This is a genomic window from Nocardia sp. NPDC019323 (genome assembly GCF_044389845.1).
GTDB lineage: Bacteria > Actinomycetota > Actinomycetes > Mycobacteriales > Mycobacteriaceae > Nocardia > Nocardia implantans.
This window is the reverse complement of record NZ_JBIRYN010000009.1, coordinates 158,942-181,769: the sequence shown is the minus strand read 5'-3', so window position 1 is coordinate 181,769 and position 22,828 is coordinate 158,942. Positions and strand designations below refer to the sequence as shown.

Below are 22,828 nucleotides of genomic sequence, written 5' to 3'. Positions count from 1 at the left end.
ATGTGCCACTCGTGCGAGGAGGTTAGTGCGCGCCGCCGAGTTCCAGGGCGAGTACGCCGAGGATTACCAGTCCGATGCCGCCTACCTGCACCAGCGTCAGCCGCTCGTTCAGGAACAGCACGCCGATCAGCGCGATCGCGGCCACGCCGACCGCCGACCAGATGCCGTAGGCCACCCCGATCGGCATCCCACGTTTCAATGCCTGGGCCAGGAAGAAGAACGCCGCGCAATAGCCGACGACCACCACGATCGAGGGGACGAGTTTGGCGAATCCGTCGGACAGTTTCAGTGAAACGGTCGCGGTCACCTCGGAGGCGATGGCCAAGGCGAGCAGCAACAAGGTCATCTTCGCAGCCTAGTCACCGCCGGGGCGCGGCACCGGCCCTGCGGCGGGCACGGGTGCTCCCAGCGGCGGGGATGCGCGGCCCCGGCCGGGGCCGAGGCGTCGATACGATCGGCCGATGCGTAGCTCGGATGTTGCGGTAACCGGCTTCCCGTTCGAGGAAGTGACTTGTAACGAGTTGCCGTATGCCGAGCGCGACGAGCGGTACCGGCGGTTGCACGAGTGGCCGGAAACAAGTTACGCGCACCGGTCCGGGCTGCGGATGATCTGGAAGTACGACGACGTGCGCGAGGTGCTGGACGCGACGAAGCCGGGTATCTCCAACGCGAATTCGCTGGATCCGCTGGTCGGTTACGCGCGTATCGCGGCGACGCCACGCGCCATCCCGCCTTTCGTCCGGCACCTGGTTCCGCCGCCTGCGAAAGCGACCGCCAACCTGTCCGACGATCTGCTGCACAAGCGGGTATGGAACACCATGGCGGGGCCTTCCGGCCATTTCACCATCTCCCCCTCCGATCGTCCCGCCCGGACCGCCGAGATGGCCGAGCACTTCCATGCGGCACTGCACGACCTTGGTTTCCGGCGCGGATCACCGTTGGACGTGACCGCGTTGTCGATCGGTTACGCCGCCAGGACCGTCGGCGCTGCGGTCGGGTTGCCCGCGGCGGACTGGCCGAACGTGGCCGCATGGAGCGGAGCGCAATCGGGACTGCTCGGCCGGGTGATGCGGGGCCGCGAACTGGCCGACGCGGTGAGCGCGCTCGGCTGGTTGTTCACCGTGAGCGGCGCGGCGGTGCGGGCGGGCCGGGGCAGCGAAGCGACCGGGTTCGCCCGCAGGCTTCGCGACGCCGGGCTCTCCCATCGGATCGCGGTGTCGGCCATGGCGAATTCGCTGGCCGCCGGAGTGCACACGGTGAGCGGCAGCGTCCAGCAAGGCGTGCAGCGCCTGCTCGGCGACCCGCAGCGCGTCTGGTGGGATCTGCTCGCCGAGCCGGAGGGCGGCGCCCGGGTCGCGGCGAAGATCCTGCAACTCGACCCGGGGCTGGTGGCGTGGAAGCGCCGGGCCAGGACACCGGTCGTGCTGTCCAGCGGCACGCGCCTGCCCGCGGGACCGTTGCTCGTCTTGTTCGCCGCGGCGAATCGCGACCCGGAGGCGTTCCCCGACTGCCTGGCACTGGACGGCGCCGGCAAGCTGCCGTTGACCTTCGGGTTCGGCAGACATGTCTGTCCCGGTAAAAGCATGGCCACGCTGGCCGTTGAGGTGTTTCTCCGGCAATTGCGCGAGCTGATGCCGGAGGCCGGAACAGTTTCGGAACCGGGCAGCCGACGCCGCAGCGATCTGCTGTTCAGCGGCGCCGACATCACCGTCGCCGGATAGGCCGGTCGCGGCGCAGCGCGAGGTTCAGTCCAGCCAGGCCCGCGCCGCGGCCGCCGCCTCGCGCACCTCCGCGAGCTGCGCCGCGACCTGGACGCCGGCCGTGCCGCCGCGGGCATTGCGGGACGCGATGGACCCCTGCACGGTGAGCACCTCGCGCACCTTCCCGGTCAGCGCCGGGTCGATGGCGGCGAATTCCTCGTCGGTGAGTTCGTCCAGGCCGACGCCGCGCGATTCGGCGGCGCGCACGCACGCGCCCGCCGCCTCGTGCGCGACCCGGAACGGAACACCCTGGCGCACAAGCCATTCGGCGATATCCGTGGCCAGCGTGAAACCGGCGGGCGCGAGTTCGGCCATGCGATCGGTGTGGAACGTCAATGTCGAGACCAGGCCCGCGATGGCCGGGAGCAGCAATTCCAGTTGCGCGACCGAATCGAACAGCGGTTCCTTGTCCTCTTGCAGATCGCGGTTGTAGGCCAGCGGTTGCGCCTTGAGCGTTGCCAGCAGGCCGGTGAGGTTGCCGATCAGCCTGCCCGCCTTGCCGCGGGTCAGCTCGGAGACGTCCGGGTTCTTCTTCTGCGGCATGATCGACGAACCGGTGGACCACGCGTCGGCCAGCGTCACATAGCCGAATTCCGGTGTGCTCCAGATGATCACCTCTTCGGCCATCCGGCTCAGATCCACACCGATCATGGCAAGTACGAACGCGGCCTCGGCGGCGAAGTCGCGCGCCGAGGTGGCGTCGATCGAGTTGGCGGCGGCCGCGTCGAACTCCAGCTCCGCGGCGATGGCCTCCGGATCGAGTCCGAGCGAGGAGCCCGCCAGCGCGCCGGAACCGTAGGGCGACACCGCCGCGCGGCGATCGAAATCGCGCAGCCGGTCGATATCGCGCAGCAGCGGGTGTGCGTGCGCGAGCAGATGATGGGCCAGCAACACCGGCTGCGCCGCCTGCAGGTGGGTCTTGCCCGGCATCACCGCGTCCGGATGCGCGGCGGCCTGCTCCACCAGCGCGTCGACCACCGCCAGCACGCCCGCGGCCACCCGGCGCACACCGTCACGCAGCCACATCCGGAACAGCGTGGCCACCTGGTCGTTGCGCGAACGTCCCGCCCGCAACCGGCCACCGAGCTCCGCGCCGACCCGTTCGATCAGACCGCGTTCCAGCGCGCCGTGCACGTCCTCGTCCGACTCGGCGGGACCGAACGCGCCGGACGCCACGTCTGCCGCGAGTCGATCCAGGCCGTCCAGCATGCCCGACAGATCGGCGTCGGACAGCAGCCCGGCCTTGTGCAGCACCCGCGCGTGCGCCTTCGACGCGCGGATGTCGTAGGGGGCCAACGCCCAGTCGAAGTGGGTCGACTTGCTCAGCGCGGCCATGGCCTCGGCCGGTCCGGAGGCGAATCGCCCGCCCCAGAGCGCACCTTGGTTCGTGCTCATGCTTGTCCGCCTCTCCGAGTATTCAGGCTCCCCCGCCTCTCCGGGCCTTCAGGCCGTACAAGTCGGGGACGGGGTCGATTTACGTTCAGGTCCTGCGTTGGGTGTCGGTCGGGTTTTGGGCGTACCCGGTGAGTTACCCATGTTCTTGCGAAATCAGTTGGTGCGTTGATCCGCGAGATCAATTGGCGCGTTGATCCCGAGATCGGGTGGTCCGTTGATTCGCGAGATCAGTTGTACGTGGTGTGCGGGATCAATTGGTGTGTCGGGTTGCGACTCAGTCGTTCCGTCGGCGCGAGGAACCAGTGAGCGGCGGCGCGCGAGATGGAGCAGTTCCTGCTCGACGCAGCTGGGCCGTTCGATGGTTGCTCGACACCATCTGCCGAGAGCGGCCTCGCGCGCGGGGCGAAGGCGTTCGCAGGTTGCTTTCGGGGTGCACTGCTGCCCTGTCAGCACCCTCAGAACGCCGATTCGAGACTACGGGAAGCCATGCTCCTGCCTACCCGACCGCCGCCGAAGTCGAGGCGTGCAGCGCGAATTCTGGTTCGGGGCCCCTCGCGGGAGCTGCCGGCGTGCCGGTGCTAGTTCGGCACCGGCACGCCGAGTGCCTACTTCTGGTTCAGGTCGCGGCGGGCGGCGACCTTGGAGGACAGGCCGTGGATCTGGACGAAGCCCTTGGCCAGGGACTGGTCGAAGGTGTCGCCCTCGTCGTAGGTGGCCAGGTTGAAGTCGTAGAGCGACTGCTCCGAGCGGCGGCCGTTCACCACGGCGGAGCCGCCGTGCAGCACCATCCTGATGTCGCCGGAGACGTGCTGCTGGGTGTCGGTGATGAAGGCGTCCAGCGCGCGCTTGAGCGGGGAGAACCACAGGCCGTCGTAGGCCAGCTCGCCCCAGCGCTGCTCGACCTGCCGCTTGTAGCGGCCCAGCTCGCGCTCGATGGTGACGTGCTCGAGGGCCTGATGCGCGGTGATCAGGGCGATGGCGCCGGGCGCCTCGTAGATCTCCCGGCTCTTGATGCCGACCAGGCGGTCCTCGACCATGTCCAGCCGGCCGATGCCCTGGCGGCCCGCGCGGTGGTTCAGCTCGACGATCGCCTCCAGCACGCTGACCTGGCGGCCGTCGATGGCGACCGGCACACCCTTGTCGAAGGTGACGATCAGTTCGTCCGGAGCCTCGAAGTTGACGGTCGGGTCGGAGGTGTAGTCGTAGACGTCCTTGGTCGGGGCGTTCCACAGGTCCTCGAGGAACCCGGTCTCCACCGCGCGGCCCCACACGTTCTGGTCGATGGAGAACGGCGACTTCTTGGTGACGTTGATCGGCAGCGAGTTCTCCTCGGCGAAGGCGATGGCCTTCTCCCGGGTCCACGCGTAGTCACGCACCGGGGCGATCACGTTCAGGTCGGGCGCGAGCGCGCCGATGCCGACCTCGAAGCGGACCTGGTCGTTGCCCTTGCCGGTGCAGCCGTGCGCGACGGTGCTGGCGCCGTGGAACTTGGCGGCCTCCACCAGGTGCTTGACGATCAGCGGCCGGCTGATCGCCGACACCAGCGGGTACTGGCCCATGTACAGCGCGTTGGCCTGGATGGTGGGCAGGCAGTACTGGTCGGCGAACTCGTCGCGGGCGTCGATCACGATCGCCTCGACGGCGCCGCAGTCCAGCGCGCGCTGGCGCACCACGTTCATGTCCTCGCCGCCCTGGCCGAGGTCGATGGCCACCGCCACCACTTCGGCGCCGGTCTCCTTGCCGATCCAGCTGATCGCGACGGAGGTGTCCAGCCCACCGGAGTAGGCGAGTACGACGCGCTCGGACATGTTCTGTGTGCTCCTCGATGGTTCGGTAGGTGTATCAGCAGTATGGCGGGTGTCCGAGCAGTGGGAACGGCCCGGCCCCGACGCCTCGCGACCAGCCTGGGCGGGCCCGCGTCGTTCTGCAAATGATTATGCACGACGATGCAAGCCCATTCATAATTGGGGTCGCGTCCGCACCCCTCGACTCCGCTGCTTCGCAGTGAGCCACACCGGCGTCGACCTGACACACCGAGAGTAGGATTCGACGGTGGCGGTCGGGTGATACCGCGCGGTCATCAGGTGTATGGCCATGACCCTGCGCTTGACCGACGAACAGACCGAGGCCCTCCGCCGCAGGGCAGAGGTCGAGCACCGGTCGATGCAGCAGGTCGCCTTGGCCGCGATCGATTCGTATGTGAATCAAGCGCCCACACCCGCGCGGCGGCGAGCCGTACCGGTGGACGAGTTGCTCGAGGCGTTCGCGGACCTGCCGCCGATGGATATCCAACGATTCCGGGCCGATCAAGCCGAGCACATCGACGATACGGCTCACTTCGATGCTTATCTTCGACCGCACCGCGCCGAGGAATCGGAATGACCTCGCGGTATCTGCGCGGTCTCGGTGACACGAACATCCTGATTCACCTCGGGCAACTATCCCGAGAAACACTTCCTGGTGAGCTTCTGACGAGTGCGGTGACTCTTGCCGAGCTGTCTGCCGGTGTTCATCAAACGGATGATGCCGTCGAGCGGGGACGTCGAATCGCGCGTCTGCAACGGGTCGAGGCCACGTTCGACCCTCTACCGTTCGATGCTGCCGCAGCGCGTCAGTACGGTCTGATTGCGGCGGGCGTCATCGCCATGGGGCGCGAGCCACGGCGTCGGGAAGCCGACCTGATGATCGCGGCGGTGGCAGCCGCCAACCGGCTGCCACTGTTCACAACGAACCCGGATGACTTCCAGGGGACCGATGCCGTGCTCACCGTGGTTCCAGTACCCCGTCCAGAGACGTAGCTCACCCCCGATCACGGGCACTGCGCACTCAGGCGAGTTGTTCGATCTTCGCGGCCACTTCCGCTCCGGTCAGCGGCTCTCGCGCGATGACGGCGATGGTGTCGTCGCCGGCGATGGTGCCGACGATGTACGGGAGGGCGGCGCGGTCGAGGGCGCTGGCCAGGTAGTGGGCCGCGCCGGGGGGGGTGCGCAGCACGGCGATGTTGCCGCTGGCGTCGGTGGAGACCAATAGGTCGCCGAGCAGTTTGGACAGGCGGTCGGTGCCGCCGGTGACGCCGCGGACGGGGCTGCCGTCCTCGGGGACGACGTAGACGCCCGCGCCGCCGTCGGCGGCGCGCAGTTTCACCGCGCCCAGTTCGTCCAGGTCGCGCGAGAGCGTCGCCTGCGTGGTCTCGATGCCCTCGGCCGCCAGCAGCGCCGCCAGTTCGGTCTGGCTGCGGACCGCGTGCGCCGACAACAGTTCGACGATGCGCGACTGCCGCCCGGCGCGGGTGCGTGCGATGGCGGGACCGCTTCTGACCTCGGTCACGCCCCTCCCCCGAATCGTCGCTCCAGCAGCCAGACCAGCAGCGCCTTCTGCGCGTGCAGACGGTTCTCCGCCTCGTCCCACACCACGCTGTGCGGCCCGTCGAGCACCTCGTCGGTGACCTCTTCGCCGCGGTGCGCGGGCAGGCAGTGCAGCACCACCGCGTCCGGCTTGGCGTGGGCGAGCAGTTCGGCGTTGAGCTGGAACGGGCGGAACGGGCCCACCCGGTCCAGACCGTCGTTCTCCTGCCCCATGGACGTCCAGGTGTCGGTGACCAGCGCGTCGGCGCCCCACGCGGCGGCGACCGGGTCGCCGGTCACCGTGACGGTGGCGCCGGTCTCGGCGGCGCGTTTGCGCGCGGCCTCCACCACCCACGGCTGCGGCTCGAAACCGGCGGGCGCGGCGATGGTCACGTTCAGACCCGCCGTGACGCCGCCGAGCAGCAGCGAGTGCGCCATGTTGTTGGCGCCGTCGCCGAAGTAGGCCAGTTCCCGGCCGGTCAGCTCGCCCTTGTGCTCGGCGAGGGTTTGCAGGTCGGCCAGCACCTGGCAGGGGTGGAACTCGTCGGACAGCGCGTTGACCACCGGCACCGTCGCGGTGGCGGCCATCTCGTCGAGCCGGGACTGCTCGAAGGTGCGCCACACGATCGCGTCCACGTACCGCGACAGCACCCGGCCGGTGTCGCCGAGGGTCTCCTCCCGGCCCAATTGGGTGTCGCGACCGTCTACGACCACCGCGTGCCCGCCGAGCTGGGCGATGCCCATCTCGAAGGAGAACCGGGTGCGGGTGGAGTTCTTCTCGAAGATCACGCCGACGCCGCGCGGGCCCTCCAGCGGGCGCCGCGCGAACGGCGACTTCTTCAATTCGGCCGCGAGGGCGAGGATCTCGGCCTGCTCGGCCGGGCTGACGTCGTCGTCACGCAGGAAATGCCGTACCGAAGTCATTGTGCCGCAGCCCCTTTCACGTCCGCGAGCGCCGCGTCGAGGATGCCGGGCAGATCGGCGACGAAATTGTCGGCTTGGGTCTCGGTGAGCACCAGCGGCGGCGCCAGCCGGATCACGTCGGGCTTGGCCGGGTTGACCAGATAGCCCGCCTCCCGCGCCCGCGTCTCGACACGGGCGGACACGTCGTCGGTGAGCACGATGCCCAGCAGCAGGCCCGCACCGCGCACCCGATCGATCAGCGGGTGCTCGAGCAGTTCGATACCGTCGCTGAGCCGCTTGCCGACCGACTCGACGTGCGAGAGCAGATCGGTCTCGTCGATAGTGCGCAGCACCGCGAGCGCCGCCGCGGCGCACACCGGATTGCCGCCGAAGGTGGTGCCGTGCATGCCGGGGGTGAGCAGATCGGCCGCCCGGCCGGTGGCGAGCACCGCGCCGATCGGCAACCCGCCGCCGAGACCCTTGGCCAGGGTGATCACGTCCGGCACGATGCCGACGGCCTGGTGGGCGTAGAACTTCCCGGTGCGGCCGATGCCGGTCTGCACTTCGTCCAGCACCAGCAGCGCACCCTTGCGCGCGGTGATCTCCCGCGCCTTGGCCAGGTAGTCGAACGGCGGCACCACCACACCGCTCTCGCCCATCATCGGTTCGAGGAAGACCGCGGCGGTGTCCTCGTCCACCGCGGCATCCAGCGCCGCGGCGTCACCGTAGGGCACGTGCACGACGCCGGGCGGCATCGGCTCGAACGGGGTCCGCTTGGACGGCTGCCCGGTGAGGGCGAGCGCGCCCATGGTGCGGCCGTGGAACGCCTCCTCGCAGGCGACGATCTTGGGCCGCCCGGTGAGGCGGGCGATCTTGAACGCCGCCTCGACGGCCTCGGTGCCTGAGTTGCAGAAGAACGCTCGGCCCTCGCCGTCGCCGAAATGCGCGAGCAACCGCTCGGCCAGCTCGATGACCGGCTCGCTGGCATACAGATTCGACACGTGCCCGAGCGTGCCGAGCTGCTGGGTGACCGCCTCCAGGATCGCCGGATGGGCGTGGCCGAGGCTGTTGACCGCGATGCCGCCGAGGAAATCGACGTAGCGCTTGCCGTCCGCGTCGTAGACCACGGCCCCCGCGCCGCGGACCAGCGCGACCTTCGGCGTTCCGTAGTTGTTCATCAGCGCGGCGGACCACCGCTGCTGCAGTTCAGCTGTGCTCATTGTTTCGTTCCGTTCGATGCGCCGGACCCGTTCGAGACGACCGGGGCGGCCGTCACCATCGTTCCGATTCCTTCTCCGGTGAACAGTTCCAGCAGGACGGCGTGCGGGACCCGGCCGTCGATGACATGCGCGGTGGGCACCCCGGCCGTCACGGCGCGCAGGCAGGCTTCCATCTTGGGCACCATGCCCGCATCGAGGCGCGGGAGCAACTCGGCCAGTGCCGTCGTATCGATGCTCGAGGTGAGCGACGACCGGTCCGGCCAGTTCGTGTACAGGCCCTCGACGTCGGTGAGCATCACCAGTTTCTCGGCGCCGATGCCCTCGGCGAGCGCGGCGGCTGCGGTGTCGGCGTTGATGTTGTGCACCACGCCCTCGGCGTCGGGCGCGATGGTCGACACCACGGGGATGCGGCCCGCGCCGATCAGGTCCAGCACGGCGTCCGGATTCACCTCGGTGACGTCGCCGACCAAGCCGATGTCGGTGGGTTCGCCGTCCACCTCCACGGTGCGGCGGGTGGCGGTGAACAGCCCGGCGTCCTCGCCGGAGATGCCGACCGCGTACGGGCCGTGCGAGTTGATCAGGCCGACGAGCTCGCGGCCGACCTGGCCGAACAGCACCATCCGCACCACGTCCATCACCTCGGGCGTGGTCACCCGGAAGCCGCCGCGGAATTCCCCTTGCAGGCCCAGCTTCTTCAGCATCGCGCTGATCTGCGGGCCGCCGCCGTGCACCACCACCGGGTGCACGCCGACCGTGCGCAGGAACGCCATGTCGGCGGCGAAGGCCTGCTTGAGGTCGTCATCGATCATGGCGTTGCCGCCGTACTTCACGACGACGATCTTGTCCCGGAACTTCTGCAACCACGGCAGGGCGCCGGCCAGGACGTGCGCCTTGTCCAGCGCCGAAAGCGCGTGCAGCACCTCGCTGGTCATGAGCTGTAGGCCGAGTTCTCTTCGACGTAACCGTGCGAGAGGTCGGTGGTGCGGATGGTCGCTCGCGCGGAGCCGACGTTCAGGTCGATCAGCACCTCGATGTCGGCGCCGGACAGATCGACCTCGCGCGCGCCGGGCGCGCCGACGCCATCGATGCACACCGGTTTGCCGTTGAACGACACCGAGATCCGGTTCGGGTCCAGCGTCACCGGCGCCATGCCGACCGCCGCGAGCACCCGGCCCCAGTTCGGATCGGAGCCGAACAGCGCCGTCTTGACCAGGCTGTCGCGGGCGACGGTGCGCGCCGCGGCGACGGCCTCGTCCTCGGTGGCCGCGCCGGCGACGGTGACCAGCACCCGCTTGGTGACGCCCTCGGCGTCGGCCATCAGCTGCGCGGCCAGATCGTCGCAGACCGCGAGCACGGCGGCGTCCAGTTCCTCCTGGCTCGGGCTGACCTCGCTGGCGCCGTTGGCCAGCAGCAGCACGGTGTCGTTGGTGGAGCAGGAGCCGTCCACGTCGAGCCGGTCGAAGGTGCGCGCGGTGGCGTTGCGCAGCGCGTGGTCGAGCTGATCGGCGGTCACCGCCGCGTCGGTGGTGAGCACCACCAGCATGGTCGCCAGCGACGGGGCCAGCATGCCCGCGCCCTTCGCCATGCCGCCGACGTTCCACTTGTCGCGGTGGTGGAACGCCGCCTCCTTGGGCACGGTGTCGGTGGTCATGATGGCCCACGCGGCGTCCGAGCCGCCGGACAGGCCGCCGCCCATCTCGTGCACGATCTCGGTGACGGCGGGGATCAGCTTGTCCATCGGAAGCCGGTCGCCGATCAGGCCGGTGGAGCAGACCGCGATCTCCCCCGCCCCCGTCTCGGTGCCCCAATTGCTCAGCGCGGCGGCGAGTTCTTCGGCGGTCTTGTGCGTGTCCTGGAATCCGCCCGGACCGGTGCAGGCGTTGGCGCCGCCGGAGTTGAGGATCACCGCGCGCAGCCGCTTGCCGGTCAGCACCTGCTGCGACCACAGCACCGGAGCCGCCTTCACCTTGTTGCGGGTGAACACGCCCGCGGCCGGGTATTCCGGCCCCTCGTTGAACACCAGCGCCAGGTCGGGCTTGCCGCTGGCCTTGATGCCCGCGGCGATGCCGGCCGCGCGGAACCCGAGCGGCGCGGTCACGCCCTGGGTGCGGACCAGCTTGCCGCTGGCGATGTCGGTCGATGTCACGGTGCCACTCCTACGGTGGAAAGTCCTGCGGTCTCCTCGAGACCGAGGGCCAGGTTCATCGATTGCACCGCGGCGCCCGCGGTGCCCTTGGTCAAGTTGTCGATCGCGCCGATCACCACGAGCAGGCCCGCGTCGGCGTCGACGGCCACCTGCAGGGTGACCGCGTTGGAGCCGAGCACCGTACCGGTCTGCGGCAGCGCGCCTTCCGGCAGCAGATGCACGAAAGGCTCGTCGGCGTAGGCCTTTTCGTAGACCGCGCGCGCCTGGGCCGCGTCGACGCGGGTGGGCGCGGTGCAGGTGGCGAGGATGCCGCGCGGCATGGGCGCGAGGACCGGCGTGAACGACACCGTGACGTCCGTGCCGCCTGCCGCCGTGAGGTTCTGCGCGATCTCCGGCGTGTGCCGGTGCGCGCCCGCGATGCCGTAGGCACGCGCCGAACCCATCACCTCCGAGCCCAGCAGACCGATGTCCGGCTTGCGACCCGCACCCGAGGTGCCGCTCACCGCGACCACGTGCACGGTGGGCTCCACGATGCCCGCGGCCACGGCGGGAGCCAGTGCGAGGCTGGCGACGGTGGGATAGCAGCCCGGAACCGCGATCCGCGTCGCCGCGCGCAGCTTCTCCCGGCCGCCGGGCAGCTCCGGCAAACCATAGGGCCAGCTGCCCGCGTGCGGGCTGCCGTAGTATTTCTCCCAGGCCTGAGGGTCGGTGAGCCGGAAGTCGGCGCCGCAGTCGATGATCACGGTGGACTCGGGCAACTCGGCGGCGATGGCCGCGGACTGACCGTGGGGCAGCCCGAGGAAGACCACGTCGTGCCCGGCCAGTTCGGCGGCCGTGGTCGGCGCGAGCACCCGATCGGCCAGCGGCAGCAGATGCGGCTGCAACTCCCCCAGCGTGGTGCCCGCGTTGGAGCCCGCGGTCAGCGCCCCGATGACGAGGCGCCCGGTTCGGTAGGCCGGATGCCCCAGCAGCAGACGCAACACTTCGCCGCCCGCGTACCCGCTGGCACCGGCTACCGCGACCCGCACGACGGGCCCGCCCGAGGAATCAACCATGTGATGATTATGCATGACTATGCAAGCTCATTCACAGCCTGGTCGCCGGGCGCGGTCACGACCAGCAGATACCCGCCGCGTCGTCACCCGAAACGGCGGACTCGCTGTATCGGTCGCGCATGCTGCGCGGCGAGGGCCCGCCGCAGGTCAGCGCAGCAGGTCGGCGTCGATGCCGAGAGCGTCGGACAGCCCGGCCTCCCCCGAAGCCGTCACCCGGACGGCGCGTCCGCTGCCGACGCGCTCCAGCCACGCCAGCTCGATCATGCGGCGGCAGAGCTGCGCGCCCGCCGCGCCGCCCAGATGGACACGGCGTTCAGTCCAGTCCAGACACGGCCGGACGATCGCCCGCCGTGTGGCCCGCAGCGCCACCGGGTCGATGCCCATCGATTCGGTGAGCCAGGCAGAACCGGACTCGGTCAGCGCGAAGCCGTCCTCGGCGCGCAACAGGCCGCGCGCGTTCATGGCATCGGTGACCGCCACACCCAACCGGCCCGCGAGATGGTCGTAGCAGGTGCGGCCACGCCAGCGCGGCGGCGACGGTCGCGGTGCGCAGCCCGGTGACCGGGGCAACCTGCGGGCCGAGGTGGGCGACCATGGCCTCGAGCAGGTCCGCGACCTGCGGCCCGGCCAGCCGCACATAGCGGTGCCTGCCCTGCCGGTGCTCGACCACCAGCCCGCCGTCGCGCAGTCGGTCCAGGTGCTCGGTCGCGGTGGACGGCGCGACACCGGTGTGGCGCGCGAGCTCGCCCGCGGTCCAGGCGCGTCCGTCCACCAGCGCCAGGCAGATCCCGGCGCGGGTGCGGTCGGCGAGCAAAGCGGCCAGAGCCGCCAGTTCGGCTCCTCGGTCGGACATGACCTCATCATGGTCCGCCGACGTTTCGGCGGGCGCCGAAACGTCCCGTGGCTATGGTCGCGGCCATGACTTCGTCTTCGTCGCCGGCCAAATGCCGGATCTTCCGCGACCTGCATCACCGCGACCTTCCCCTCGTGCTGCCGAACGCCTGGGATTTCGCCTCGGCGGCACTGCTCGCCAACGAGGGTTTCCCGGCGATCGGGACCACCAGCCTGGGCGTGGCCGCCGCTGCCGGGCTCGCCGACGGCGCGGGAGCCACGAAGGCGGAGACGTTCGCCGCGGCCCGTCGCCTGGCGCGGCTGCCCATCCCGGTCACCGTCGACATCGAGGGCGGGTTCGACGAGCGGTCCGAGGCGGTCGCCGATCTCGCCGCGCAACTCGCCGCCTGCGGGATCGCGGGCGTCAATCTCGAGGACAGCCGTGCCGGTTCCGCGCTGGCCGACCCGCAGCGCCAAGCCGCGCTGATCGGCGCGATCAAGGACCGCACCCCGGAGCTGTTCGTCAACGCCCGCGTCGACACTTACTGGCTTGGTCTCGAGCACGGCTCCACGCACGAGCGCGTGCGACGGTACTCCGCGGCCGGGGCCGACGGCGTCTTCGTGCCCGGCCTGACGGACCCGGCGCGCATCGAGCGGGTCGTGGCGGCCACCGAGTTGCCGGTCAACGTCCTCTACTCGGCCGGCGGCCCCGGCGTCGCGGCACTGGCCGACCTGGGTGTGCGCCGGATCAGCACCGGGTCGCTGCTCTACCGTGCGGCGCTGTCGGCCGCCGTGGACGTCGCCCGGGCCGTGCGGAACGACGCGCCCGTCGCGCCGGGCATCATCGGCTATTCCGACGTCCAACGTCTTCTGCCCGCGCCTATCCGCTCCTGACCACCCCGGAAATCACCGGAGGAATTTCCCGTGCCGCTGTCGATTCACCGCCGGCCCGTTCGTGTAGGTGGTGAGACCGGCGCCGCGCCGGTCGCGGAAGGAGCGGAGATGAGCAGGATCATCGCGGTGGAGCACTTGACCTTGGACGGCGTCATGCAGGCGCCGGGCCGGGCGGACGAGGACACCAGGGACGGATTCCCCCACGGCGGCTGGGCGCACCGGCACGCCGACCCGGAGCAGGCGCAGGTCATGGGCAGGCACATGGCGGCCAATCGGGGCGCGCTGCTGCTCGGCAGGCGCACCTATGAGGATTTCGCGGGATACTGGCCGCGGCAGACCGGCGATCCGATGGCCGAAGCGCTGGACAAGACCGAGAAGATCGTCGCATCCCGTACCGGCAGCGGGCCGCTGGCCTGGCAGAACTCGACCTGGCTCGGCGGCGACGCGGCGACGGCGGTGCCGGAATTGCGGCGACGACAGCCGGACCGGAACCTGGTGGTGCTCGGCAGCGGCGAGCTGGTGCGCTCGCTGCTGCGCCACGATCTGATCGACGAGTACCTCTTGCTGATCCACCCACTGGTGCTCGGCACCGGCCGCCGCCTGTTCGACGGGGTGGAGCCGGTCGGCCTGCGGTCGGTCGAGACCGTGGTGACCGGTACCGGTGTGGTCATCACCACCTACCGGCGCGATGGAGAAAGGACGACGCGGTGAAGCACTACCTGCTCAGCATCTACCAGCCCGACGAAGGCGTACCGGACGACCTCGACGAGATCATGCGGGATCTCGCGGCGCTGAACGACGAGATGCGCGCGGCCGGAGCCTGGGTGTTCGCCGCGGGCCTGCACGCGCCGAGCACCGCCACCGTGCTGCGCGCCGAAGGCGACGACCTGCTGATCACCGACGGCCCGTACGTCGAGGGCAAGGAGCACATCGGCGGGTTCACCGTCATCCGCGCCGCCGACCTGGACGAGGCGCTGGAGTGGGGCCGCAGGCTCGCCGCGGTGGTCACCCTGCCGATCGAGGTCCGTCCGATCCAAGACGCGTAGATGAGCGAGCCGGTGACCGGACGCGCGATCGAAGCGGTGTTCGTCGAGCACTACGGCCGTGCGGTCGCGAGCCTGGTCCGCGTCTTCGGCGACATCGGCGTCGCCGAGGACGCGGTGCAGGACGCGTTCACCGCCGCCGTCCAGCGCTGGCCCGCCGACGGTCTGCCGCCGAGCCCGCCCGGCTGGATCATCACCACCGCGCGCAACCGGGCGATCGACCGCCTGCGCCGCGAGGCCTCTCGCGCGGACCGGCACGCGCAAGCGGCGCTCCTGCACGCCCAGGACGAACCGGAGCAGCCCGTGAGCGCCGTGCGCGACGACCGTCTCCGGTTGATCTTCACCTGCTGCCACCCGGCGCTCGCACAGCAGGCGCAGGTGGCACTGACCCTCCGATTGCTCGGCGGGCTCGCCACCGCCGAAATCGCCCGCGTCTTCTTGGTCCCGGAAAAGACCATGGCGCAGCGCTTGACGCGCGCCAAAGGCAAGATCCGCGACGCCCGCATTCCCTACCGGGTGCCCGCCGACGCCGAGCTGCCCGCCCGGCTGCGCGCGGTGCTGGCCGTGGTGTACCTGATCTTCACCGAGGGGCACACGGCCTCGTCCGGCGCGCGGCTGATCCGGGCCGACTTGTGTGCCGAGGCGATCCGGCTCGGTCGCTTACTGGCGGAACTGATGCCGGACGAACCCGAGGTGACCGGCTTGCTCGCGCTCATGTTGCTGAGCGAGTCGCGCCGGGCCGCCCGCACGGGTGCCGACGGCTCTTTCGTCCCGCTCGCGGAACAGGATCGCGGCCGGTGGGACCGCGGCCTCATCGCCGAAGGGCACGCGCTCGTCCGGCAGTGCCTGCGCCGCGACCGGCCGGGGCCGTATCAGGTGCAGGCGGCGATCAACGCGGTGCACGCCGACGCGCCCTCCGCCGCGGCTACCGACTGGACCCAGATCCTGCGGCTCTACGACCAGCTCGCCGCCCTGACGCCGAGTCCGGTCGTCGCACTCAACCGCGCGGTGGCGGTCGCCGAAGTGCACGGCCCGGCGACGGCGTTGGCGCTGGTGGACGCCCTGCCGCTGGCTGGCTACCACTTGTTCCACGCCATTCGCGCCGACCTGCTGGCCCGGTTGGGGCGCACCGAGGAAGCCGTCGCAGCCTACGACGCCGCCATCGCGCGCACCGAGAACGCCGCCGAACGGGATTTCCTGACCCGGCGCCGCGCCGGACTCGGCGAACGGAAGCCGTGCCGCGGCGAGTGACGACACGGCAGCGAGGAGATCGTCGCCGTGCCGCCGGAGGGGCCGGGTCAGTGCTTGCGGACCACGCGCTCGCCCTCGCCCGGCTTCCAGATGGTGATGTCGAGGTGGTCGCCCGCGACCTCCACCGTGGACGCTCCGGTCAGATCGGCGACGTAGAAGTGGTCGAACTCCCGGCCCCTGATGTCGAAGCCGGTCTCGTCGAACAGGTGCTGGGCGAAGCGGACGTGCACGTCACGGTCGGGAAGGTCGACGACGGCGCCGAAGAGTTTGGCGTCGCCGTCGGACACGTTCGTGTCCACCGTGGCGGTGTGCAGGCAGAAACGCGGATCGCGGGCCAGATCGCGGAACTTGGTCGTGCCCGGCATCCCCGCGATCACCAGCGACCCCTCGAAGACGCGCGGCTCGATCGGACTGATCCGCGGCGATCCGTCGGAACGGATGGTGCCGAGCATGCAGAGATTGCCCGCCGCGCGGTGCCTGCGCACGAAGATCTCGGCGATGTGCGGCGCTTCGTCGGTGAATCGGCTCCAAGTGGTCATGGCGAGGACGGTACGGCCCGAACCTGACATCTTCTGTCCACGTTTCCGGCTAGTGTCGCCTGCGTGCGGGCGAGTCGATTGGTGCAACTGCTGTTGCTGTTGCAGACCAGGGGCGGGCTCACGGCGCCCGAACTGGCCAGGGAACTGGAGGTGTCGGTGCGCACCGTCTATCGCGATGTCGAGGCCCTCTCGGCGGCTGGTGTCCCGGTCTACACCGAGCCGGGCCGGGCCGGCGGTGTGCGCTTGGTGGACGGCTTCCGCACCCGCCTGACCGGCCTCACCACCGACGAGGCCGACGCGGTGCTGCTGACCGGTCTGCCCGGCGCCGCCGCCGATCTCGGGCTGGGCACCGTGCTGGCCACCGCGCAGTTGAAGGTGCTCGCCGCGCTGCCGCCGGAACTGCGCGGGCGGGCGACGCGCATCGCCGAGCGGGTGCTCGTCGACGTGCCGGGCTGGTTCCACCAGCCGGACGAGACGCCGATGCTCGCGACCATCGCCGACGCGCTCTGGCACGACCGCAGGCTACTGGTGCGCTACCGCCGCACCGACAAGGTGGTCGAGCGCGTACTCGACCCACTCGGTCTGGTGCTCAAGGCGGGCACCTGGTACCTGGTCGCGCGCAGCGGGAGCACACCGCGCTCCTACCGGGTCGGCCGGATCGTCGCCGCCGAACCGACCGGCGAAACCTTCACCCGCCCAGTGGGATTCGATCTAAGAGCGCATTGGTCCGAAGCCGCCGACGACTTCGCGCGCTCGATGCTGCGGGTGCGGGCGCGCTGCCGGATCGCCGCCACCCACCTGCGATTGCTGCGGCTGACGAACGATCCGGCGGCGGTCGCGGAGGCACTGGCCTCGGCCGGACCGCCCGATGCCGAGGGGTGGGTCGAGGTGGTCGTTCCGTCGGAGTCCTACGACGTGCTCGCCCACGGCCTGCTGCCGCTCGGCGAGCACGTCGAGGTGCTGGAACCACCCGAGCTGCGCGCGCGGCTCGCGGCGACCGCCGCCGCCATGCACGCGCGCTACTCCCGGAAGTAGATCACCGTAGGAGGCGGGGCGCCCGTCAGCGCAGTGTGCGGAAGAACTCGCGCACGTCCGCGATCAGCAGGTCCGGCGCCTCCATCGCCGCGAAATGCCCACCGCGGTCGAACTCGGTCCACCGGACGATGTTGTGCGCGTCTTCGGCGAGTTTGCGGACGGACATGTCGCCGGGGAAGATCGCCGCCGCGGTCGGCACATCGGACTTCCGCATCGGCGCGCCCCATACCGCGGATTCGCTGTAGAGCCGCAGCGAGGAGGCGAAGGTTCCGGTGAACCAGTACAGGCTGACGTTGGTCAGCAGCGCGTCCCGGCCCACCGCGTCGTCGGGCAACTCGATCGCCGGGTTGGTGTACTGCCGGAACAGGTCGGCGATCCAAGCCAGCAGCCCGGCGGGTGAGTCCTGGATGCCGATCGCCAGCGTCTGCGGGCGGTTCGCCTGCACGGTCGCGTAGTCGTAGCGGGCATAGCTGTCCGGACCGGTCATCGTGTCCAGCTTCGCCTGATCCGCCGCGGACCATTCCGCCTGAGCCAGGTCTTCGTCCGTGGCGCCGGAGTTTTCGGCGTCGCCGTCCCAGGATGGAATCGTGATCGGGCCGTTCACGTGCAGGCCCACCAAGTGCTCGCGGTCGATATGGCCGAGGTGAGCGGCGACGAAATACCCCGCGTCGCCGCCCTGGACGCCGTATCGGTCGTAGCCCAGACGCGCCATGAGTGCCGCGACCACCTCCGCGAACCGCTCGGTCGAGCCCGCGCCAGGCTCGGGCGAGACCCCGGAGAACGCGAAACCCGGCAGCGAGGGAACAACCAGGTGGAACGCGTCGGCCGGATCGCCGCCGTGCGCGCGGGGATCGCTCAGCGGTCCGAGCACCTTCGAGAACTCGGTGAACGACGCGGGCCAGCCGTGACCGAGCACCAGCGGCAGCGCATCCGGTTCCGGCGAGCGGACGTGCAGGAAATGCACCTGTTGTCCAGCGATGCCGGTGACGAACTGCGGCAGCTCGTTCAGCTCCGCTTCCACGGCGTGCCAGTCGAATTCGCTACGCCAGTATTCGGCCAGCGGTCGCAAGTAGGACACGCGCATGCCCTTGCTCCATCCGGCGCCGGGCAGGTCGCTCGGCCACATGGTATCGGCGAGGCGCCTGTGCAGATCATCGATCCGCTCCTGCGGGATGTCGATGCGGAAAGGACGAATGTCGTGTTCGGTTGTCATAGCGGCCACCGTAGGAAGCGCTTAGGACGGGATCGTTCCTAACTTCCGGGCATGCTGGCGGACATGCTGGAAACGTCGGCCCGCCTGCTTCAACTGCTGACTCTGCTGCAAACCCGTCCGGACCGGACGGGTGCCGAACTCGCCGAACGGCTCGGCGTCACCGGGCGCACGGTGCGCAGGGACATCGATCGGCTGCGTGAACTCGGTTATCCGATCCATGCCGTCCGCGGCGCCGCGGGGTACCGACTCGGCGCGGGAGCAGCGCTGCCGCCGCTGTTGCTCGACGACGACGAAGCGGTGGCGGTGGCGGTCGGGCTTCGCGGCGGCACCGTGACCGGGTTGGAGGAGGCGTCGCTGCGCGCGCTCACCAAATTGGAGCAGGTGCTGCCGCCGCGCCTGCGGCACCGTATCCGCACCCTGCGCGGCGCGACCCTGCGGGTCGACGGGCCCGCCTCGGAGGTCCAGCCGGACACGCTCATGGCCATCGCCGAAACGTGCCAGCGCCACGAACGGCTCCGGTTCGACTATCGCGCCCACAGCGGCGCCCTCGGCCCGCGCACCGTCGAGCCGCACACCCTCGTGCACTTCAGCAGGCATTGGTACCTGGTCGCCTGGGATGTCGACCGCGCCGACTGGCGCACGTTCCGGGTGGACCGGATGACCCCGCGGATTCCGACCGGGCCGCGCTTCACGCCCCGGGAGCCGCCGGAAGGCGATGTCCTGGCATATCTTTCGATGCGGCTGTCGGCCCACTCGTGGCCGTATCAGGCGACGGTGCTGCTGCACCGATCGGCCGACGACGCCGCCGGACGCGTCTGGCCCGGTGCGGGCGTCGTGGAAGCCGTCGACGAGCACAGCTGCCGCCTGCACGTCGGCAGCGAGACGCCCGAACAACTGGTCTGGATGATCACCTCGGTCGATCTCGACTTCACCGTGCTCGCCGGCCCACCGGAACTCATCGACGCGCTCCGCGCCCAGGCCGCCCGCTGCGAGCGCGCGGTACGCGACTTCGCACCGTAGCGAGCTAGCAGCGCCAATCCAGGACCGGCGCGAACGACCTGAGTTGCACCGAGTCGGGGGTCGCCCGCAGCACCGCGTCCCGTACCGCGACCAAGGGCGGGAACGACAGCTGCGCCACCGTGCCGATCCGGCGCGAGCGGGACGCGATCATCCGGGTGCGCGGCCTGCGTTCGCGGTCGTATGCGCTCAGGTCACCGCCACCGCTGGTCGCCACCTCGGCCAGCACGACGGCGTCCTCCAGCGCCTGGCAGGCGCCCTGCCCGAGGTTGGGCATCATCGCGTGCGCCGCGTCGCCGACCAGCGCGATCCGGCCGGTCACGAAGGTTTTCAGCGCGGGCAGATCGTAGAGGTCGTGCCGCAGCACCTCGGTGTCCTCGGCCGCGGCGAGCAGGGCGGGGATCGGCTCGTGCCATCCCCCGAACCGCGCGCGCAGTTCGGCAGTCCCGCCCGCCGCACCCGCGGGCACGTTCGCGGTGGCGTAGCAGTAGACCCGTCCGTCCGCGAGCGGCGCGTAGCCGAAACGCTCACCGCGGCCCCAACTTTCACCCATATCGGTGACCGGATCATGGGGCGTGACGACCACACGCCAGGCGGTGTAACCGCCATAGCGGGGCCGTATCTCACCGCACACGGCGCGACGCACCGCGCTCCGAATGCCGTCGGCGCCGACGACCACGTCCCCGCTGGATGTCCCGGCCGAGTGCACCACCGTGCCGCCGGCCTGCGCTTCGGTCACGGTCACACCGGTGCGCACTGCCTCCGCCGGGATGGCGGACCGCAGGATGTCCACCAGGTCGGCGCGGTGCAGCATGATCGGGCTGCCGTAGGTGGCGCGGAGCTTCTCGGCGTCGATCCCGGCCAGCCGGCGTCCCGCGCGGTCGCGAATGGCCGCAGCGCCCTCCTCGACGGCCCGAGCGCGCACCCGGTCGCCGAGGCCGAGCGCGTCGAGAGCGCGAAGAGCGTTGGGCCACAGGGACAATCCCGCGCCGACCGCGGCGATCTCGGCGGCCCGCTCCAGCACTTCGACGCGCCAGCCCTGCCGCAGGAAAGCCACCGCGGTCGCCAGACCACCGATGCCACCGCCCACGATGACCGCCTCGGACATCGCTTCCCCTTTCTCCGGACCGCTCGGCGAGCAGCTCACCCGAACGCTACTACCGATGTAGTGTCGTGGCGCCGTACTGTAACCCATATCACTACTGCTGTAGTATCACTGGATGTCCAGCAAGCGCGAACTCGTCTTGGACGCCGCGATCGACCTGCTCGGCTCCCGCGGCATCCGCGCCGTGACCCACCGCGCGGTCGACGAGGTCGCGGGCATGCCCGCCGGATCGGCGTCCAATTACTTCCGCACCCGTGCGGCGCTGCTGGCCGGCATCGCCGAGCGCCTCGAGGCACGCGACTACGCGGATTGGGAGGCGCTCACCCGGCAACCGGGCCCCGGCACCGTCGAAGAACTCATCGACGGCACGGCCGCTTACGTCGTCCACGCGGTGCGGACCGACCGCACGCGGACACTGGCGCGCTACGCGCTGTTCCTGGAAGCACAGACCTCGCCCGCATTGCACGAGACGGTGCGACGCGGCCACCGCAGGCTGGGCGAATGGGCCGCGAGCCTGCTGGCGAGCGTCGGCGGGGATCGGGCGACGACACAGATCTTGGTAGGCCAGCTCGAGGGCATCATTTTGCACCAATTGGTCGATCCGACACCGGATTTCGATCCGCGCCCCGTGCTGGACCGGTTGGTGCGCGCACTCATCGCTTCGAACGACTAGCGCCGTGGTCGCGCGATTCGCGTGCGATCAGCGTCACCCGATCCGTGGCGATGGGCGCGGCGCCGCTCGTCAGAAGAACGTGTGCAGCAGATCCACCACTCGCGGCGTGGGAGCGTCGGCGTCATCGATCACCGGGATGAGCCGCCATTTGTCGAAGGCGGTGCACGGATGGGACAGACCGAGCCGCACGACCGCGCCGATGGGCAACTCGGTGGCCGAGCCGCCCGGCAGGCGGAGGAAGGCGTGCTGGTCGTTGAGCGCCGAGACCGTCGCGTCCGCGTCGAGCACACCGCCTCCAGATCCGGCGATGCGTTGCGGAATCGGCATCCCTTCGTCGAAAGGGAGATCGCGTTTGCCCGCGTCCAGCAGAGCGAGGCCGGGTTCCGGGCGCGAGAGGGTACGGGCCCAGCCGTGCATCGCCGAACGCAGCGGCCGCGCAGACCCTGGACCCGCCAGCGGTGACATGCTCGCGTAGAAGCCGTCGTCGTGGATGACATACGCGCCCGAGCGCAGCACGACCGTCGTCGCCACGCCCCGGCCGCCATGCTCGTCGGACAGCGGGGCGAGGTATTCGAGCGCGAGTTCCGGGTAGGCGCTGCCGCCCGCGGTGACGACGGCCGGACCGCGATATCGCCCGGCCGCGGCGAGTTCCCGGTGCAGCCGGGCGAGTTCGCCGAGGTAGTCGCGCACCGCGCGGATGCCGGTCGCGGTGCGGTCGTGCGCGAGGGCACCCTCGTAGCCGCCCACACCGGCGAGCGTCAGCCGCGACGCCCCCTCGATCGCGCGCGCCACCGCATGCGCCTGTTCCACCGTGCGCGCGCCGGTTCTGCCGTGCGGGCCACCGAGTTCCACGAGCACCCGGATCCGCGGCGCCTCCGGTGCGCCGCGCAGATGCGCGTCCATCAGCGCGACCGTTTCGACGCTGTCGGCCCAGCAGTAGAACTCGAAAGACGAATCGCGCGCCGATTCCGCCGCGACCCACCGCAATCCGACCGGATCGACCAGCGCGTTGGCCAGCAGCACCCGCGCGACACCGAAGGACCGCGCCACCTGCGTCTGCCAGACGGTGGCCAGAGTGATGCCCCATGACCCTGCGGCCAGCTGATCCGCCCACACCTGCGGCGCCATCGTGGTCTTGCCGTGCGGCGCCAGCCGCACGCCTGCCGCGCGCACCCACTCGGCCATCACCGCGATGTTCTCGGCCAGGGCAGCGCGGTCGACGGTGAGCACCGGCGTCTCCAACTGGTCGAGCACCGGCGCGGCGGCGCGGATCTCCCGCACGGTCCGGCCCCAGAACGCGGGTGGCATGCCCTTGTGCTCGGGACCGATCCTGCGGTCCGCCAGCGCCGCCACGGCTGCTTCGTCGATCGACACGACGTTCTTCCTACCCGACCGCGCCCCTCG

General features: G+C 70.4%; 24 protein-coding genes and 1 pseudogene. 10 read left to right on the top strand and 15 right to left on the bottom strand.

From position 1 onward, the window contains the following. Nucleotides 1–22 precede the first annotated feature (22 nt). Nucleotides 23–346, bottom strand: a complete 324-nt coding sequence (locus tag ACH49X_RS28270) for a multidrug efflux SMR transporter (protein WP_195082807.1) — start codon at nt 344–346, stop codon at nt 23–25. A gap of 115 nt (nt 347–461) precedes the next feature. Between ACH49X_RS28270 and ACH49X_RS28265 the strand changes: the two genes are divergently transcribed. After that, nucleotides 462–1,721: a hypothetical protein gene (locus ACH49X_RS28265; protein WP_357209205.1), complete on the top strand. Its 1,260-nt coding sequence runs from the start codon at nt 462–464 to the stop codon at nt 1,719–1,721. A gap of 24 nt (nt 1,722–1,745) precedes the next feature. Here the strand turns inward: ACH49X_RS28265 and argH are convergent, their stop codons facing one another. Continuing rightward, a complete protein-coding gene (argH, locus tag ACH49X_RS28260) occupies nt 1,746–3,155 on the bottom strand; it encodes an argininosuccinate lyase (RefSeq protein ID WP_195082805.1) in 1,410 nt (469 codons plus the stop codon). Nucleotides 3,156–3,760: 605 nt separating this feature from the next. After that, nucleotides 3,761–4,963 carry an argininosuccinate synthase gene (locus tag ACH49X_RS28255; protein ID WP_067808206.1) on the bottom strand — a complete coding sequence of 401 codons (1,203 nt, stop codon included), beginning with the start codon at nt 4,961–4,963 and terminating at the stop codon, nt 3,761–3,763. A 286-nt stretch (nt 4,964–5,249) separates the two neighbouring features. Between ACH49X_RS28255 and ACH49X_RS28250 the strand changes: the two genes are divergently transcribed. Further along, on the top strand, nt 5,250–5,537 hold the full coding sequence (locus ACH49X_RS28250) for a hypothetical protein (RefSeq protein ID WP_397071299.1): 288 nt from the start codon (nt 5,250–5,252) through the stop codon (nt 5,535–5,537). After that, a complete protein-coding gene (locus ACH49X_RS28245) occupies nt 5,534–5,953 on the top strand; it encodes a type II toxin-antitoxin system VapC family toxin (protein ID WP_357209206.1) in 420 nt (139 codons plus the stop codon). The genes ACH49X_RS28250 and ACH49X_RS28245 overlap by 4 nt, the downstream gene beginning before the upstream one ends. Before the next feature lie 28 nt (nt 5,954–5,981). Here ACH49X_RS28245 and ACH49X_RS28240 read toward each other — a convergent pair whose 3' ends face one another. The 8 genes and pseudogenes from ACH49X_RS28240 to ACH49X_RS28205 all read right to left on the bottom strand — a co-directional run. Continuing rightward, complete coding sequence (locus ACH49X_RS28240; RefSeq protein ID WP_067808221.1) at nt 5,982–6,482, bottom strand: arginine repressor; 501 nt, start codon at nt 6,480–6,482, stop codon at nt 5,982–5,984. Continuing rightward, nucleotides 6,479–7,423, bottom strand: a complete 945-nt coding sequence (gene argF, locus ACH49X_RS28235; protein WP_357209207.1) for an ornithine carbamoyltransferase — start codon at nt 7,421–7,423, stop codon at nt 6,479–6,481. Before argF ends, ACH49X_RS28240 begins: the two co-directional genes overlap by 4 nt. Then, nucleotides 7,420–8,622: an acetylornithine transaminase gene (locus tag ACH49X_RS28230; RefSeq protein WP_357209208.1), complete on the bottom strand. Its 1,203-nt coding sequence runs from the start codon at nt 8,620–8,622 to the stop codon at nt 7,420–7,422. The genes argF and ACH49X_RS28230 overlap by 4 nt, the downstream gene beginning before the upstream one ends. Continuing rightward, nucleotides 8,619–9,554: an acetylglutamate kinase gene (gene argB, locus ACH49X_RS28225; RefSeq protein WP_195082800.1), complete on the bottom strand. Its 936-nt coding sequence runs from the start codon at nt 9,552–9,554 to the stop codon at nt 8,619–8,621. Before argB ends, ACH49X_RS28230 begins: the two co-directional genes overlap by 4 nt. Further along, complete coding sequence (argJ, locus tag ACH49X_RS28220; RefSeq protein WP_195082799.1) at nt 9,551–10,768, bottom strand: bifunctional glutamate N-acetyltransferase/amino-acid acetyltransferase ArgJ; 1,218 nt, start codon at nt 10,766–10,768, stop codon at nt 9,551–9,553. The genes argB and argJ overlap by 4 nt, the downstream gene beginning before the upstream one ends. After that, entirely contained in the window at nt 10,765–11,823 is a 1,059-nt protein-coding gene (gene argC / locus ACH49X_RS28215) for an N-acetyl-gamma-glutamyl-phosphate reductase (protein WP_357209210.1), read from the bottom strand. The genes argJ and argC overlap by 4 nt, the downstream gene beginning before the upstream one ends. Before the next feature lie 147 nt (nt 11,824–11,970). Further along, nucleotides 11,971–12,303, bottom strand: coding sequence for a hypothetical protein (locus tag ACH49X_RS28210; protein ID WP_357209225.1), 333 nt, complete (start codon nt 12,301–12,303; stop codon nt 11,971–11,973). A 181-nt stretch (nt 12,304–12,484) separates the two neighbouring features. After that, nucleotides 12,485–12,676 (bottom strand): annotated as a pseudogene (locus tag ACH49X_RS28205) (winged helix-turn-helix domain-containing protein); the annotation flags it as partial. 65 nt (nt 12,677–12,741) lie between these two features. On the opposite strand from ACH49X_RS28205, the gene ACH49X_RS28200 reads away from it, so the two are divergent. The 4 genes from ACH49X_RS28200 to ACH49X_RS28185 all read left to right on the top strand — a co-directional run bounded on the left by ACH49X_RS28200 (nt 12,742) and on the right by ACH49X_RS28185 (nt 15,842). Further along, nucleotides 12,742–13,548 carry an isocitrate lyase/phosphoenolpyruvate mutase family protein gene (locus tag ACH49X_RS28200; RefSeq protein WP_357209211.1) on the top strand — a complete coding sequence of 269 codons (807 nt, stop codon included), beginning with the start codon at nt 12,742–12,744 and terminating at the stop codon, nt 13,546–13,548. A gap of 108 nt (nt 13,549–13,656) precedes the next feature. Then, the gene (locus tag ACH49X_RS28195) at nt 13,657–14,259 is read left to right on the top strand and encodes a dihydrofolate reductase family protein (RefSeq protein ID WP_195082795.1); all 603 of its coding nucleotides are present in this window, start codon (nt 13,657–13,659) and stop codon (nt 14,257–14,259) included. After that, on the top strand, nt 14,256–14,594 hold the full coding sequence (locus tag ACH49X_RS28190; protein WP_195082794.1) for a YciI family protein: 339 nt from the start codon (nt 14,256–14,258) through the stop codon (nt 14,592–14,594). Before ACH49X_RS28195 ends, ACH49X_RS28190 begins: the two co-directional genes overlap by 4 nt. Then, nucleotides 14,595–15,842, top strand: coding sequence for an RNA polymerase sigma factor (locus ACH49X_RS28185; protein ID WP_357209212.1), 1,248 nt, complete (start codon nt 14,595–14,597; stop codon nt 15,840–15,842). Nucleotides 15,843–15,889: 47 nt separating this feature from the next. Here the strand turns inward: ACH49X_RS28185 and ACH49X_RS28180 are convergent, their stop codons facing one another. Continuing rightward, nucleotides 15,890–16,381, bottom strand: coding sequence for a pyridoxamine 5'-phosphate oxidase family protein (locus ACH49X_RS28180; protein ID WP_195082792.1), 492 nt, complete (start codon nt 16,379–16,381; stop codon nt 15,890–15,892). A gap of 63 nt (nt 16,382–16,444) precedes the next feature. On the opposite strand from ACH49X_RS28180, the gene ACH49X_RS28175 reads away from it, so the two are divergent. Next, entirely contained in the window at nt 16,445–17,416 is a 972-nt protein-coding gene (locus ACH49X_RS28175) for a WYL domain-containing protein (RefSeq protein ID WP_357209213.1), read from the top strand. 25 nt (nt 17,417–17,441) lie between these two features. On the opposite strand, the gene ACH49X_RS28170 is transcribed toward ACH49X_RS28175, so the two are convergent. Further along, nucleotides 17,442–18,629 carry an epoxide hydrolase family protein gene (locus tag ACH49X_RS28170; RefSeq protein WP_357209214.1) on the bottom strand — a complete coding sequence of 396 codons (1,188 nt, stop codon included), beginning with the start codon at nt 18,627–18,629 and terminating at the stop codon, nt 17,442–17,444. Nucleotides 18,630–18,692: 63 nt separating this feature from the next. On the opposite strand from ACH49X_RS28170, the gene ACH49X_RS28165 reads away from it, so the two are divergent. Further along, on the top strand, nt 18,693–19,649 hold the full coding sequence (locus tag ACH49X_RS28165; RefSeq protein WP_357209222.1) for a YafY family protein: 957 nt from the start codon (nt 18,693–18,695) through the stop codon (nt 19,647–19,649). Nucleotides 19,650–19,653: 4 nt separating this feature from the next. Here ACH49X_RS28165 and ACH49X_RS28160 read toward each other — a convergent pair whose 3' ends face one another. Continuing rightward, nucleotides 19,654–20,754: an FAD-dependent monooxygenase gene (locus ACH49X_RS28160; protein WP_357209215.1), complete on the bottom strand. Its 1,101-nt coding sequence runs from the start codon at nt 20,752–20,754 to the stop codon at nt 19,654–19,656. A 112-nt stretch (nt 20,755–20,866) separates the two neighbouring features. Here ACH49X_RS28160 and ACH49X_RS28155 point away from each other — a divergent pair, with 112 nt between their 5' ends. Next, the gene (locus ACH49X_RS28155) at nt 20,867–21,424 is read left to right on the top strand and encodes a TetR/AcrR family transcriptional regulator (protein ID WP_195082788.1); all 558 of its coding nucleotides are present in this window, start codon (nt 20,867–20,869) and stop codon (nt 21,422–21,424) included. 69 nt (nt 21,425–21,493) lie between these two features. On the opposite strand, the gene ACH49X_RS28150 is transcribed toward ACH49X_RS28155, so the two are convergent. Continuing rightward, nucleotides 21,494–22,798, bottom strand: a complete 1,305-nt coding sequence (locus ACH49X_RS28150; RefSeq protein WP_397071290.1) for an amino acid deaminase — start codon at nt 22,796–22,798, stop codon at nt 21,494–21,496. Between the last annotated feature and the right edge of the window lie 30 nt (nt 22,799–22,828).

What these genes read in the sequence shown, in the direction of transcription:
- ACH49X_RS28270 (WP_195082807.1), bottom strand. Translation starts at nt 346, where the DNA reads ATGACCTTGTTGCTGCTCGCCTTGGCCATCGCCTCCGAGGTGACCGCG.
- ACH49X_RS28265 (WP_357209205.1), top strand. Translation starts at nt 462, where the DNA reads ATGCGTAGCTCGGATGTTGCGGTAACCGGCTTCCCGTTCGAGGAAGTG.
- argH (WP_195082805.1), bottom strand. Translation starts at nt 3,155, where the DNA reads ATGAGCACGAACCAAGGTGCGCTCTGGGGCGGGCGATTCGCCTCCGGA.
- ACH49X_RS28255 (WP_067808206.1), bottom strand. Translation starts at nt 4,963, where the DNA reads ATGTCCGAGCGCGTCGTACTCGCCTACTCCGGTGGGCTGGACACCTCC.
- ACH49X_RS28250 (WP_397071299.1), top strand. Translation starts at nt 5,250, where the DNA reads ATGACCCTGCGCTTGACCGACGAACAGACCGAGGCCCTCCGCCGCAGG.
- ACH49X_RS28245 (WP_357209206.1), top strand. Translation starts at nt 5,534, where the DNA reads ATGACCTCGCGGTATCTGCGCGGTCTCGGTGACACGAACATCCTGATT.
- argF (WP_357209207.1), bottom strand. Translation starts at nt 7,423, where the DNA reads ATGACTTCGGTACGGCATTTCCTGCGTGACGACGACGTCAGCCCGGCC.
- ACH49X_RS28230 (WP_357209208.1), bottom strand. Translation starts at nt 8,622, where the DNA reads ATGAGCACAGCTGAACTGCAGCAGCGGTGGTCCGCCGCGCTGATGAAC.
- argB (WP_195082800.1), bottom strand. Translation starts at nt 9,554, where the DNA reads ATGACCAGCGAGGTGCTGCACGCGCTTTCGGCGCTGGACAAGGCGCAC.
- argC (WP_357209210.1), bottom strand. Translation starts at nt 11,823, where the DNA reads ATGGTTGATTCCTCGGGCGGGCCCGTCGTGCGGGTCGCGGTAGCCGGT.
- ACH49X_RS28200 (WP_357209211.1), top strand. Translation starts at nt 12,742, where the DNA reads ATGACTTCGTCTTCGTCGCCGGCCAAATGCCGGATCTTCCGCGACCTG.
- ACH49X_RS28195 (WP_195082795.1), top strand. Translation starts at nt 13,657, where the DNA reads ATGAGCAGGATCATCGCGGTGGAGCACTTGACCTTGGACGGCGTCATG.
- ACH49X_RS28185 (WP_357209212.1), top strand. Translation starts at nt 14,595, where the DNA reads ATGAGCGAGCCGGTGACCGGACGCGCGATCGAAGCGGTGTTCGTCGAG.
- ACH49X_RS28180 (WP_195082792.1), bottom strand. Translation starts at nt 16,381, where the DNA reads ATGACCACTTGGAGCCGATTCACCGACGAAGCGCCGCACATCGCCGAG.
- ACH49X_RS28170 (WP_357209214.1), bottom strand. Translation starts at nt 18,629, where the DNA reads ATGACAACCGAACACGACATTCGTCCTTTCCGCATCGACATCCCGCAG.
- ACH49X_RS28165 (WP_357209222.1), top strand. Translation starts at nt 18,693, where the DNA reads ATGCTGGAAACGTCGGCCCGCCTGCTTCAACTGCTGACTCTGCTGCAA.
- ACH49X_RS28160 (WP_357209215.1), bottom strand. Translation starts at nt 20,754, where the DNA reads ATGTCCGAGGCGGTCATCGTGGGCGGTGGCATCGGTGGTCTGGCGACC.
- ACH49X_RS28155 (WP_195082788.1), top strand. Translation starts at nt 20,867, where the DNA reads ATGTCCAGCAAGCGCGAACTCGTCTTGGACGCCGCGATCGACCTGCTC.